The following is a 12,320-nucleotide window of genomic DNA, read 5'->3' on the forward strand; positions in this document are numbered from 1 at the left end:
TGGAGCCCGCCTCAGGCACAGGTCGAGGCCGTCTCAGAGCAGGTCGAGGCCGTCTCAGGCCAGGTCGAGCCCGCCTCAGGCCAGGTCGAGCCCGCCGAAGAGATCGCGCCGCACCACGTCCGAGGCCGTCAGCACCGCCCCGCTCAGCACCGCGTCGCCGCCGGTCGTACTGGCCCGCACCTCGGTGCGCAGCGGGGAGAGCCGCGCCAGCCGGACCGCCACCCGATCGGCCAGCGCCACACCGCCCGCCCGGCCGACCTCGCCGCCCAGCACCACGCAGCCCGGGTCCAGGATCACGCTCAGCGCCGAGACGCCGATCGCCACCCGGTCGGCCAGCTCGTCCAGGAACGGCTCCCCCGCCGGGCCGGCCGCGACCGCGGCGCGCACCACCGCCTCGGCCGGCCCGGCGCCGCCCGCGTCCTCCGCGCCGTCGCTGACCGGCAGGCCGTGAGAGCGGGCCAGCGCGCAGACGGCCTGGGCGCCGGCCAGGCTGTGGAAGCCGCCGTCGCAGCTCTCCGTGTCGGGCAGCCCCCCGGTGCCGGGCACCGGCAGGAAGCCGATCTCGCCGGTGCCGCCGGAGGCACCGCGGCGCAGCCGGCCGTCCAGCACCACCGAGGCGCCGGTGCCGTGGCCCAGCCAGAGCAGCACGAAGGTGTCCCGGTCGGTGGCGGCGCCCAGCCGGTGCTCGGCGATGCCGGCCAGGTTGGCCTCGTTCTCCAGCAGCACTTCGCAGTCCAGCCCCGCGCGCAGGGTGGCGACCAGCCGGGCGTGCCAGTGCTGCAGTCGCGAGGTGCTGCTCAGCGCTCCGGTGGCCGGGTCGATCAGGCCGGGGGCGCCGATGGCGACGGTGTGCAGCGTGTGCGCGCCGGCCCGGCGCGCGGTGTCGAGCAGGGTCCGCAGCACCTGCTCGGCGAAGCCGGCCGGCGGGCCGGCGGGACGGGCCGGGTCGGCGGGGCCTTCCGGGTGGGCCTCGTCGGCGGGGAACTCGGGGTGGCCGGGGAGCTCGGGGTGGCCGGGTTGGCCGGGTTGGCCGGGTTCGACCGGCAGTGCGGCGCTGGCCAGGGTCCGCCCGGTCAGGTCGGCGACGATCAGGGTGACCCCGGAGATCCGCGCGTCGATCCCGGCCACGTGGGCCCGGTCGGCGCGCAGCGCGTACAGGCGGGCGTTGGGTCCGCGCCGCTGCTCGCCGCGCTCCCCGACGATGGCCACCAGGCCGCCGCGCTGCAGCCGTTCCAGCAGGTCCGCGATGGTGGGGCGGGAGAGCCCGGTGAGGGTGCGCAGCTCGGTGGCGGTCAGCGGGCCGTGGCCGAGCAGCAGGTCGAGGGCCAACCGGTCGTTGATCGCACGGGCGGTGCTCGGGGTGGCCGTGCGCGCGGTGGTCATGACCACGCATCCTTCCAGATCGGTCGGAGGGGTCGGCCCGGACGCCGAGCGGCCCGGTCACCGAGCGCCGCAGGGGCACCAGGCTCCGCAGGACGCCGCGGAGCGCCGGACTTTCCGACGGAATTCCGCTATCTATCAGGGTCCCTTCCTGATAATTTATCCGCCGCGTGGTCCATCCGTCGAACGGGGAGAATTCCGACATGCCGACACCTGCCCATCCGCTGCGCCGGGCCCGGCTCAGCATCGCGCTGGTCTTCGCCGTCCACGGCGCGGTCAGCGGCAGTTTCGCCACTCGCATCCCGGCCCTGCAGGACCGGCTGCACCTGAGCCCGGGCCAGCTCGGACTGGCCCTGGTGATGCCCGCGATCGGCGCCTCCACCGCGATGCCGCTGGCCGGCCGGATCGCCCACCGGCTCGGCGCGCGGGCCGCGATCCGGCTGCTGCTGGCGCTCTGGTGCCTCTCGCTGGCGCTGCCCGCGCTCGCCCCCGGCCTGCCCTGGTTCTGCCTGGCCCTACTGCTCTTCGGCGGTGCCGCCGGGATGGCGGACGTGGCGATGAACGCCGAGGGCGTCGAGGTCGAGCACCGGATGGGCAAGTCGATCATGTCGGGGCTGCACGGGATGTGGAGCCTGGGCGGCCTGATCGCCGCGGCGTGCGGTGCCCTGGCGGCCCACCAGCACCTGGCCGCCGCGCCGCACCTGGCGATCGCCGCCGTGGTGCTGCTCGCCGTCGGCCAGCTGGTCTGCACCTGGCTGCTGGACGTGCGCCCCGAGCCCGAGGCCGAGGCGCCGCCCCGGTTCGCGCTGCCGCCGCGCTCGGCGCTGGCGATCGGCCTGGTCGGTTTCTGCGCGGTCTTCGCCGAGGGCGCGGGGGCGGACTGGTCGAGCGTCTACCTGCGCGACCTGACCGGCGCGGCCGCCGGCACCGCGGCCTTCGCCTACACCGCCTTCGCGTGCACCATGGCGGTGGCCCGGCTGGCGGGCGACGTGGTGGTGCGGCGACTCGGGGCGGTGCGCACCGTGCGGGTCGGCGGAGCGGTCGCGGCGCTGGGCGGGGTACTGGTGGTGAGCGCGAGCAGCCCGGCGGTGGCGATCCCGGGCTTCGCGCTGCTCGGCGTCGGGATCGCGGTGGTGGTGCCGCTGGCCTTCGCCGCCGCCGGACACGCGGGGCCCAACCCGAGCCAGGCGATCGCGGGCGTGGCCACCGTCACCTACACCTCGGGGCTGGTCGCGCCCGCGATCGTGGGAACGATCGCCCAGGGCAGCTCGCTGCGGGTGTCGTTCGCGGTGGTGACCGTGCTGGCCGCCGCCCTGACCGTGACGGCGGGCGCGCTACGGGCCGCGGGCGCGGTGCGGGCGCGGGCGGCGGAGCCGGCCGAGCGACGGGCCGCGGTCTGAGCTGCGAAGGTGCGGGCCGCGGCTGGCTACACTCGCCCGCATGACACCGATCCGCCTGGCGCTGCCGCACGCGCGCTGGGCCCGCCCCGCGCTGCTGGCGCTCATCCTGGCGGCGGCGGCCGGGTCGGTGCTCTTCTGGGACCCGCGGCAACTGGCCGCATCGGTGCCCGGGGCCTGGCGGGCGCCCGCGTTCGTGCTGTTCTTCGCACTGGGCACGCTCGCCTTCCTGCCCAAGCCCGCGCTGAGTGTGGCGGCCGGCCTGCTGTTCGGCGCCCGCTGGGGCGTGCCGGTCGCGGTGCTGGGCACGACGGCGGGCGCCCTGCTGGCCTTCGCCCTGGGCCGGGGCCTCGGTCAGCGGGCGCTGCGGCCGCTGCTGCGCGGCCGGGCGCTGCTGGCCCTGGACCGGGGGCTGACCGAGCACGGCTTCCGCACGGTGCTGCTGATGCGGCTGGTACCCGGCGTCCCGTTCCAGGCGGTGAACCTGGGCGCGGCCGTGTCCGGGGTGCGGCTGCGGCCCTACCTGGCGGGCACCGCGCTGGGCGTGCTGCCGGGCACGGCGGCCTACGTGGTGGCAGGCGCCTCGGCCGGCTCACCCGGCTCGCCCGCCTTCCTCGCCTCGGGTGCGGTGATCGTGTTGCTGGGCGCGGCGAGCCTGCTCGGCGCCCGGCGCGCCCACCGCCGGGGCACGGCACCGGCCACAGCGGCGCCCTCCACCGGCTGAGCCCGACGGGCCGCGCCGGAAAACGCATTCGCCGTGCCCTCCGGCTCTGCGCCAGGATGGCCCCATGGACGACACGACAGACCGGCTCGACCCGCCCTTCGCCGCGGACGAGGGGACCATGCTCGCCTCGTGGTTGGACTTCCACCGCAAGACCCTGGCACTCAAGACGGCCGGCCTGACCGGGGAGCAGCTGAAGCGGCGCCCGGTCTCCCCCTCCACGCTCACCCTGCTCGGCCTGGTGCGCCATCTCGCCGAGGTGGAGCACTACTGGTACCAGGTGGTCCTGCTCGGCGGCGAGCCGACGTACCTCTACGGCACCGCGGAGGATCCGGACTTCGACTTCAACGGGGTCGCCGACGCCGATCCGGCCGAGGCCTTCGCCACCTGGCGCCAGCAGATCCGGCTGGCCGAGCAGGCCGTGGGCGACCTGCCGCTGGAGACGGTCGGCAAGCGGCTGCGCCGCGACGACGAGGTGACGCTGCGTTGGATCCAGGTCCACATGATCGAGGAGTACGCCCGGCACAACGGCCACGCGGATCTGCTGCGCGAGGCACTGGACGGCGTCACCGGGGAGTGACCTCACGTCAACTCCGGTACGTCGAATGGACGTTCGACGCGCCGTCGGAATGATCTCAGCCGGCCCGCGCAACCACCGGCCGAGCTGCGGCGTCCGCTCTCCATGAGGACGGCTTGTGCCACCGGCACACGCCACAACCTGAACGGCGCGCCAGCGCGGGCGCCGAAGCGGTGATCAGTGCGATACTCGGACAGCTCCGGTGAGTGGACGACGCGTCAGCAGGCTGCGCGACGCCCGGGGCCAGACGGGGACAGGGACAGGGAGGCGCGGCATGGGAGCACTTCGCGACGAGCACCACAACGGGTGGCTAATGCCGTCCGGGAGCTACCCCGCCGCGGTGTACGGGGAGGAGCCGTGGGCGACCGCGGACACCGTCCCGATGCTGCCGAACCCGGCGAAGATCGTCTCGGTGAAGCCCACCGGCTTCGAGTCGGCCCGCACGGTCGGCGAGCACATCCGCTGCGGCACGCCCGTGGTCATGGACGTGACGGAGATGGACGACGCCGAGGCCAAGCGCATGGTCGACTTCGCCTCGGGCCTGGTCTTCGGCACCCGTGGCGGCATCGAGCGGATCGCCCGGCGGGTCTTCCTGCTGACGCCGCCGGAGGTCGAGGTGATGGTGATCGACCGGCCACTGGACGACAGCGGGTTCTACAACCAGAGCTGACCGGATCAGGCAGCGAGAGGCCGGCGGCGGTCCCCGAGCGGGGGGCCGCCGCCGGCTTTTCGGCATCCGGACCGCGGACTACCAGCGGCAACCAGCACCGGCACCCGGCACCCGGGCGGCTATGGGCACGATCAGTCTCAAATGAGACGCGCATGTCTCAGATGAGCTATCCTGTTCTCATGGCCATCGACCGCGACGCGGTACTCAAAGCAGCCGTCGGCGTCCTGTCCCGGCAGCCGACCGCACATCTGGACGAGATCGCCCGCGCGGCCGGGATCAGCCGGGCCTCGCTGCACCGGATCTTCCCCGGGCGCGAGGCGCTGATCCGCGAAGTGGGCCTGCTCGGGCTGCGCCGCTACAACAACGCGCTCGACACCGCCGCGATCGAGACCGGCGACACCGCCGCGGCCCTGCGCCGGCTGATCGGGGTGATGGTCCCCGACGCCGCGCTCTGCGCCTTCCTGGCCGGGGAGAACCAGCTCTTCGACGACCCCGAGCTCTGCGCCCTCTGGGAGGAGCAGGACGCCCGGGTGCGGGCCTTCTTCCTGCGCGGGCAGCAGGAGGGGGTGTTCCGCGTCGAGCTGCCGGCCGGCTGGCTCAGCGAGGCCTTCTTCGACCTGCTGGCCGGCGTCGGCTGGGCCGTGCAGGACGGTCGGCTCGCCCCGCGTGACAGCGCCTTCGCCCTCACCGAGCTCTTCCTCGGCGGGGCACTCAGGAGAACCAGCTCATGACCAGCACCACCTCCCCGACCAGCACCGCGACCTCTACCACCTCCGGCCCGAGCACCACCGGCCCGAGCACCACCGGCCCGGCCACCGCCTCCCCCGCCGCGCCGCGCCCGCACCGCTGGTCCGGGCTGGCCGTGCTGGTCCTGGCCGTCACCGTCGTCGTGGTCGACGCGACGGTACTGGTGCTGGCGATCCCCTCGATCACCGAGACGCTGGCGCCCAGCTCGACCGGGCTGCTCTGGATCGGCGACATCTACTCCTTCGTGCTGGCCGGCCTGCTGGTCAGCATGGGCGCGCTGAGCGACCGGATCGGGCGCAAGCGCCTGCTGCTGATCGGCGCCGCCGCCTTCGGCGCGGCCTCGCTGCTGGCCGCGTACGCGCCGGGCCCGGGCTGGCTGATCGGCGCCCGCGCGCTGCTCGGCGTCGCGGGGGCGACCATCATGCCCTCGACCCTCTCGCTGATCCGCGCTCTCTTCCCCGACGCCCGGGAGCGGGCCAGGGCGATCGGCATCTGGGGCGCCGCGGCGACCGCGGGCGCGGCGGCCGGGCCGCTGATCGGCGGGCTGCTGCTGGAGCACTTCTGGTGGGGCTCGGTCTTCCTGCTCAACCTGCCGCTGGTCGCGCTGCTGCTGGTGTTCGGCGGCTGGCTGCTGCCGGAGTCGAAGAACCCGGAGCCGGGCCGGTTCGACCTGCCCAGCGTCTTCTGCTCGATGGGCGGCCTGATCGCCCTGGTCTACGCGATCAAGGAGGGCGCCGCGCACGGCGTGGAGCGCTGGGACGTGCCGCTCGCCGCCGTGCTGGGCGGGCTCGGCCTCTGGCTCTTCGTACGCCGCCAGCTGCGGCTGGCCAGCCCGCTGCTGGACGTGCGGCTGTTCGCCGACCGCCGGTTCACCGCCGCGGTGCTGGGCGCGCTGATCGCCGTCTTCGGGCTGGCCGGCGTGGTCTTCTTCACCTCGCAGTACCTCCAGTTGGTCCGCGGGTTCTCGCCGCTCAAGGCGGGGCTGGCCGAGATGCCGGCCTTCGCGGGCGCGGCGATCGCCTCGATGGTGACCGCCCGGCTGGCCCGGCGGGCCGGCGCCAGGGGCGCGCTGGTGGGCGGCATGGTGCTGCTCGGCCTGGCGCTCGGGATGCTGGGCTGGCTGCGCCAGGACACCCCGTACCTGGTGCTCGCGGTGGCCTTCCTCGGGGTCGGCGCCGCCGAGGGGCTGGTCTACACGCTCGCCTCGGACCTGGTGCTGACCGCCGCGCCCGCCGAGAAGTCGGGGGCCGCCTCAGCGGTCTCCGAGACGGCCTACGAGCTGGGCACCGCCCTGGGCATCGCGCTCTTCGGCTCCGTCCTCACCGCCGTCTACCCCGGCGCGGTCGGCACCCCGCCGGGCGTGGACGAGGCGACGGCCGCCAAGGCGCACCAGTCGCTGGGCGCTGCGGTGGAGGCGGCCCACACGCTGCCGGGCGCCGCGGGCCAGGCGCTGGCCGAGGCGGCCCGGGGCGCGTTCGTGCAGGGCATGAGCCTGGCGGCGCTCTGCGCGGCGGTGCTGGTGCTGCTGGGCGCCGGGCTCTCCTGGCGGCTGCTGCGCCGGCGCTGACCGCGCGTCGGCCACGGGGCGCGGGACGGGCGCGGGACGGCCGGGCGCACGGCCGGTGGGGAGCCGACGGTGCGCCGTCAGCTCCCCAGCGGCAGTTCCAGTTCCGCCCAGACCACCTTGCCGTCATGGGTCGGCCGGCTGCCCCAGCGGTGGGCCAGCTCGTTGATCAGGTACATCCCGCGTCCGCCCTCGTCCTCCGAGCCGGCCGGACGCAGCCTGGGGGCCTGCCGCCCGGCGTCGGCCACCTCCAGGGTGAGCATCCGGTCGCGGAACAGCCGCAGCCGCCGGGGCTGCTGGGCGTGCACCAGGGCGTTCGTGACCAGCTCGCTGACCAGCAGCTCGGCGAAGTCGGCCAGCGGGGCCAGGCCCCAGGCGGCCAGTGTGCTGCGGGTGAAGCGGCGTGCCCTGGCCGGCATCGGGCCCTCGCCGGTGAGCGGCAGGGTGGCGATCCGGTCCCCGGGCAGTGGCAGCGCCCTGGCCATGATCATCGCCACGTCGTCCTCGCTTCCGTCGCGCACCAGGGCCGAGACCACCGCGTCGCAGTGCGCCTCCAGGGTCCGCTCGCGGGCCGCCAGGGTGGCGCACAGCTCGTTGATGCCGTGGTCGATGTCCTCGCCGCGGCGCTCCACCAGGCCATCGGTGTAGAGGGCGAGCACGCTGCCCTCGGGCAGGGTGAACTCGATGCTCTCGAACGCCACCCCGCCCACCCCCAGCGGCACCCCCGGCGGCACCTGGAGCGATCGCGCGACGCCGTCGGCGTCCATCACCACCGGCGGCAGGTGGCCCGCGCAGGCCACCGCGCAACTGCGGTCCACCGGGTCGTAGACCGCGCACACGCAGGTAGCGAACTGGCCCTCGCCGATGCCGGTGGCGGTCTCGTCCAGTCGGGCCAGCACCTGGGCCGGCGGCATGTCGAGGGTGGCCAGGGTGCGGGCGACGGTGCGCAGCTGACCCATCGTCGCCGCCGCCCTGATCCCGTGGCCCATCACGTCGCCGACCACCAGCGCCACCCGCCCGCAGGAGAGCGGCACCACGTCGAACCAGTCGCCGCCGACCTCGCTGACCACGCTGCTGGGCAGGTAGCGGTAGGCGATCTCCAGGCCCAGGGTGCGGTGGATCTCCTGCGGCAGCAGGCTGCGCTGCAGGGTCAGCGCGGTGTCCCGCTCGCGGCGGTACAGGCGGGCGTTGTCGATGCAGACGGCGGTGCGGGCGACCAGTTCCTCGGCGAGCGCCACGTCCGCCTCGCTGAACGACTCGGGGTTGCGGGTGCGCACGAACTCGGCACCACCCAGCACCATGCCGCGGGCCAGCAGCGGCACCAGCAGGTAGGAGTGGATGCCGGCCGCCAGCCCCGGGGCGACCCGCTCCTCGCGCGCGGCCAGTTTGCGCAGGGTCGGCTCGTCCATCTTGGCGATCACCATCGACTTCCCGCTGCGCAGGCTCTTGGTGTAGTTGCGGTGGGAGTCGTAGGCGGTGGTCTCGCCGACCGCGTCGGCCACCCCGGTCAGGCCCGACCCGGGGACCTCGCCGGCGGCGACCGCGCGCAGCAGCACCCCCTGGTCGGGCGCCAGCAGGCTGGGCTCCTCGCCCTGCAGCACCGGGTCGAGCAGGTCGACGGTGGCGAAGTCGGCGAACTTCGGAACGACGGCGGCGATCAGCTCCTCGGCGGTGCGCTGCATGTCCAGGGTGGTACCGATCCGGGAGGTGGCCTCGGCGAGCAGGGTCAGGCGCTCCTGGGCCCGGGCGGCGCGCGCCTCGGCCTGGAACCGCTCGGTGACGTCGATGATCGAGGAGCTGACCCCGAGCACCCGCCCGGAGGGGTCCGCGAGGCGGAAGTAGGAGGCCGACCAGGCCCGGTCCTGGTCCGGCTCACCCGGGGTGTGCCCGTAGGAGCGGGCGTCGACGACGGGCTCGCCGGTGGCGAGCACCGCGCGCATCACGGTCTCGATCTCGGTGCTGTTGATGCCGGGCAGCACCGCGTCCAGCCGCCGGCCCAGGTGCTCCTCGGCCGGCAGGCCGTCCATCCGCGCCAGCGCCTCGTTGAGGCGGACGTAGCGCAGATCGGTGTCGTAGACGGCCAGGCCGATCGGCGACTGGGTGAAGAAGCCGTCCACCACCGCGAGGTTGGCCTCCACCTGCCGCAGGGCACGCACGTCGGAGCCGGTGGCCAGCACCAGCGGGCGCCCGCCGGGGCCGGCGATGCCGTAGGTGCGGAAGTCCAGCTCGACCTGGTGGCCGTCCTTGTGCCGGACCGGGAAGACGCCCGACCAGCGGCGCCCGGTCAGGATGTGCTCGTACAGCTCCAGCACCTCGGTGCGCTCACCGGCGCCGGTCAGCAGCGGTGCGGCCAACTGCCCGACGATCTCCTCGGCCCGCCAACCGAGCAGGCGCTCGGCGTCCTCGCTCCAGTGCAGGACCACGCCGTCGGCGTCCAGCAGGGCGGTGGCGAGCGGGACCAGGCGGTGGCCGTCCAGGCGCGCGGGGACGATCCCGGGAAGGCCCGCGCCGCCGCCCGCCCCGGCGGACTGGGCGCCCCCCTCGGGCGGGGGGCCTGACTCAGGTGCGTGCACCCCTCAAGACTGCCTGGTGATCGGCGGCGCGGCGACCGCGCACCGGAGTGGATGACCCGGTGTCACTCCGGTGCGCCGTCAGCTGACGCGGCGTCGAGGGCGGCCTGCAGCATCCGGGACCACTGGCGGACCACGCCGGAGCGGCGGGCGGCGTCGTCGGTGAGCAGGTTGGCCAGGCCCAGTCCGCGGGCCAGGTCCAGGGTGGCCTGGACGCACTCGCGCACGCCGGTCGCGCTCTGCGCCACGCCGAGGGACTCCAGCGTGGCGCGGTGCGACTCGCGCCCGACCCGGTTCTCCAGCGCGATGATCCGCTCGCGCAGCTGCTGCTCGGTGGCGGCGGCCACCCACAGATGGAGCGCCGCGCGGAAGAGCGGGCCGGTGTAGAGGCGCACGATCTGGTCGACCACCGCCTCGGTGCGGGCCGGGCCGGCCGGCGGCAGCTCGCCGGCGTCGGCCCGCACGGCGGCCAGCCGCTCGGCGGTGACGTGCTCGACGGCGGCGGTGAAGAGGTCCTCACGGGTCGGGAAGTGGTGCTGGGCGGCACCCCTGGTCACCCCCGCGCGCTCGGCCACCACGGTGACGGTGCTGCCGTTCCAGCCCAGCTCGGCCAGGCACTCCACGGCGGCCTCCAGCAGCCGGCGTCTGGTGGCGCGGCTGCGGTCCTGCTGGGGGGTGCGGGCGGGGCTGGTCATGACAGTGCGCTCCGGACGGCTGTGGGGGGGTGGGCCCGGTGGGAGGAGTGGGACCCCGGCCCCCGCATTTTCGCAGACGGGGGCCGGGATTCTCGCGGACGGGGGCCGGGCCGCAGGGCCGGTGGACCACCGCTGGGCCGGTGGGCCGGTGGGCCGGTGGACCGGTGGGCCGGTGGACCGGTGGACCGGTGGACCGCTGGGCGCAGGTCAGCGGCCGCGCAGCTCGCGCCGCAGGATCTTGCCGCTGGCCGACTTGGGCACCGCCGCCAGGAAGGCCACCGCGCGGACCTTCTTGTACGGCGCGACCTGGGCGGCGACGAACTCGATCACCTCGGCCTCGGTCAGCGTGCTCCGCGGGGTGCGGACCACGAAGGCCTTGGGCCGTTCGGTGCCGTCCTGGTCGGTGACCCCGACCACGGCGGCGTCGGCGATCTGCGGATGGGTCAGCAGCAGGGCCTCCAGCTCGGCGGGCGCGACCTGGTAGCCCTTGTACTTGATCAGCTCCTTGACCCGGTCGACGATGAAGAGGTAGCCGCGCTCGTCCACGTAGCCGATGTCACCGGTGTGCAGCCAGCCGTCCGCGTCGATCATCGTGTCGGTGTCGGTGGGCCGCCCGAGGTAACCCTTCATCACCTGCGGACCGCGGATCACGATCTCGCCGAGCTGGCCGGCCGCGAGGTCCTCGCCGCTGGCAGGGGCCGGGTCGGGGGCCGCGTCGGGGGCCTGGCCGTCGAGGGTGGGGGCCTGGGCACCAGGGGTGGGGGCCTGGTCGTCGGGGGCCACCGAGCGGACCCGCAGTTCGGTGCCGGCGATCAGCTTGCCGACCGAACCGGGCGCGGGGTCGGGGTCGTCCAGTCGGACCAGGTGGGTGGCGGGCGAGAGCTCGGTCATGCCGTAGCCCTGCAGCACGGTCGGCAGGCCGAGCCGGGCGGCGCAGGCGGCGGCGAGCGCCGCGTCCAGCGGGGCGGCGGCGCTGCGCACGTAGCGGATCGAGGAGAGGTCGAAGGAGTCGACCAGCGGGTGCTTGGCCAGCGCGAGCACGATGGGCGGGGCGACGATCACCCCTTCGATCCGCTGCTCCTGGATGGTGCGCAGGAACTGCTCCAGGTCGAAGCGGGGCAGCACCACCACGGTGGCGCCGGCCAGCAGCGGGCGGTGCAGAAGGATGACGAGTCCGTAGATGTGGAAGAACGGCAGCACCGCGATCACCCGCTCGCCGGGCACGCCGGCCTCGACCGCCTCGATCTGGGCGAGGTTGGTGGCGACCGAGCGGTGGGTGAGCATCACACCCTTGGGCAGGCCGGTGGTGCCGCTGGAGTAGGGCAGCACCGCGAGGTCGGTGGCCGGGTCGATGGCCACCTCGGGGAGCGGGGCGGTGGTGGCGCGCAGGTCGGCCAGGGTGCGGTACCGCGCCGGTCCGCCCTGGTCGAGCAGGATGATCTCGCGCACCTCCTTGCCGCCCTCGCCGGCGCCCTCTCCTCCGCCCTCCGTGGCGGCCAGCGAGACGGGCAGCAGCGCGCTGACGGTGAGGATCCAGCGCGCGCCGCTGTCGCGCAGCTGGCCGGCCAGCTCCTGCGGGGTGGCGAGCGAGGAGACGGTGGTGACGGTCGCGCCCGCCCGGCCGGCCGCGTAGAGGGCGACGGGGTAGGCGATGGAGTTGGGGCTGTGCAGCGCCACCACGTCACCCTTCGCCACCCCGGCCTCGGCCAGCCCGGCGGCCACCCGGCCTATGGCGGTGGCGAGTTCGGTGTAGCTGAGGGTCTCCCCGGTCAGGCCGTCGACCAGGGCGGGCGCGTCGCCGAAGCGGGCGGCGGCGGCCAGCACCAGCTCATGGATCGGCTGGTCGATGACGGGGACGTCGGGGTACTCGCTGCGGAACACCATGGGGACTCCTGCGGATCGGCGACTCACGGCCGGGTGGGGGCCGTGCCGGAGGTGCTACCCGGGCGCCGGGGCGCGCACGCCCCGGCGCCGTGGCCGGCCCGCGGGCACCCGTCCG

The 12,320-nt window shown here is 75.1% G+C and carries 10 protein-coding genes; 6 read left to right on the plus strand and 4 right to left on the minus strand.

Annotated elements, in window-relative coordinates; all coding sequences use genetic code 11:
• Positions 1-75 precede the first annotated feature (75 nt).
• Positions 76-1,383 carry an ROK family transcriptional regulator gene (locus tag OG455_RS03850; protein ID WP_266290187.1) on the minus strand — a complete coding sequence of 436 codons (1,308 nt, stop codon included), beginning with the start codon at positions 1,381-1,383 and terminating at the stop codon, positions 76-78.
• 200 nt (positions 1,384-1,583) lie between these two features.
• Here OG455_RS03850 and OG455_RS03855 point away from each other — a divergent pair, with 200 nt between their 5' ends.
• The 6 genes from OG455_RS03855 to OG455_RS03880 all read left to right on the plus strand — a co-directional run bounded on the left by OG455_RS03855 (position 1,584) and on the right by OG455_RS03880 (position 7,059).
• Entirely contained in the window at positions 1,584-2,780 is a 1,197-nt protein-coding gene (locus OG455_RS03855) for an MFS transporter (RefSeq protein ID WP_266290189.1), read from the plus strand.
• A gap of 40 nt (positions 2,781-2,820) precedes the next feature.
• Positions 2,821-3,501 carry a TVP38/TMEM64 family protein gene (locus OG455_RS03860; RefSeq protein WP_266290191.1) on the plus strand — a complete coding sequence of 227 codons (681 nt, stop codon included), beginning with the start codon at positions 2,821-2,823 and terminating at the stop codon, positions 3,499-3,501.
• 64 nt (positions 3,502-3,565) lie between these two features.
• Positions 3,566-4,078 (plus strand): DinB family protein, encoded by a 513-nt coding sequence (locus tag OG455_RS03865; protein WP_266290193.1) that lies wholly within the window; start codon positions 3,566-3,568, stop codon positions 4,076-4,078.
• A 271-nt stretch (positions 4,079-4,349) separates the two neighbouring features.
• Positions 4,350-4,745: a cell division protein SepF gene (locus OG455_RS03870; RefSeq protein WP_266290195.1), complete on the plus strand. Its 396-nt coding sequence runs from the start codon at positions 4,350-4,352 to the stop codon at positions 4,743-4,745.
• Between the two features lie 179 nt (positions 4,746-4,924).
• The gene (locus tag OG455_RS03875; protein WP_266290197.1) at positions 4,925-5,476 is read left to right on the plus strand and encodes a TetR/AcrR family transcriptional regulator; all 552 of its coding nucleotides are present in this window, start codon (positions 4,925-4,927) and stop codon (positions 5,474-5,476) included.
• Complete coding sequence (locus tag OG455_RS03880; protein ID WP_266290199.1) at positions 5,473-7,059, plus strand: MFS transporter; 1,587 nt, start codon at positions 5,473-5,475, stop codon at positions 7,057-7,059. The genes OG455_RS03875 and OG455_RS03880 overlap by 4 nt, the downstream gene beginning before the upstream one ends.
• A 77-nt stretch (positions 7,060-7,136) precedes the next feature.
• Here OG455_RS03880 and OG455_RS03885 read toward each other — a convergent pair whose 3' ends face one another.
• The 3 genes from OG455_RS03885 to OG455_RS03895 all read right to left on the minus strand — a co-directional run bounded on the left by OG455_RS03885 (position 7,137) and on the right by OG455_RS03895 (position 12,202).
• The gene (locus OG455_RS03885) at positions 7,137-9,629 is read right to left on the minus strand and encodes a SpoIIE family protein phosphatase (protein WP_266290201.1); all 2,493 of its coding nucleotides are present in this window, start codon (positions 9,627-9,629) and stop codon (positions 7,137-7,139) included.
• Between the two features lie 62 nt (positions 9,630-9,691).
• Positions 9,692-10,321, minus strand: coding sequence for a TetR/AcrR family transcriptional regulator (locus OG455_RS03890; RefSeq protein ID WP_266290203.1), 630 nt, complete (start codon positions 10,319-10,321; stop codon positions 9,692-9,694).
• Between the two features lie 207 nt (positions 10,322-10,528).
• Positions 10,529-12,202 carry an AMP-binding protein gene (locus OG455_RS03895; protein WP_266300653.1) on the minus strand — a complete coding sequence of 558 codons (1,674 nt, stop codon included), beginning with the start codon at positions 12,200-12,202 and terminating at the stop codon, positions 10,529-10,531.
• Positions 12,203-12,320 lie beyond the last annotated feature (118 nt).

Source organism: Kitasatospora sp. NBC_01287 (genome assembly GCF_026340565.1).
Classification (GTDB): domain Bacteria; phylum Actinomycetota; class Actinomycetes; order Streptomycetales; family Streptomycetaceae; genus Kitasatospora.

Excerpts from the sequence above, each read along its gene's own strand:
- OG455_RS03880 (WP_266290199.1), top strand. The coding sequence starts at position 5,473 with ATGACCAGCACCACCTCCCCGACCAGCACCGCGACCTCTACCACCTCC.
- OG455_RS03850 (WP_266290187.1), bottom strand. The coding sequence starts at position 1,383 with ATGACCACCGCGCGCACGGCCACCCCGAGCACCGCCCGTGCGATCAAC.
- OG455_RS03890 (WP_266290203.1), bottom strand. The coding sequence starts at position 10,321 with ATGACCAGCCCCGCCCGCACCCCCCAGCAGGACCGCAGCCGCGCCACC.
- OG455_RS03860 (WP_266290191.1), top strand. The coding sequence starts at position 2,821 with ATGACACCGATCCGCCTGGCGCTGCCGCACGCGCGCTGGGCCCGCCCC.
- OG455_RS03870 (WP_266290195.1), top strand. The coding sequence starts at position 4,350 with ATGGGAGCACTTCGCGACGAGCACCACAACGGGTGGCTAATGCCGTCC.
- OG455_RS03865 (WP_266290193.1), top strand. The coding sequence starts at position 3,566 with ATGGACGACACGACAGACCGGCTCGACCCGCCCTTCGCCGCGGACGAG.
- OG455_RS03875 (WP_266290197.1), top strand. The coding sequence starts at position 4,925 with ATGGCCATCGACCGCGACGCGGTACTCAAAGCAGCCGTCGGCGTCCTG.
- OG455_RS03855 (WP_266290189.1), top strand. The coding sequence starts at position 1,584 with ATGCCGACACCTGCCCATCCGCTGCGCCGGGCCCGGCTCAGCATCGCG.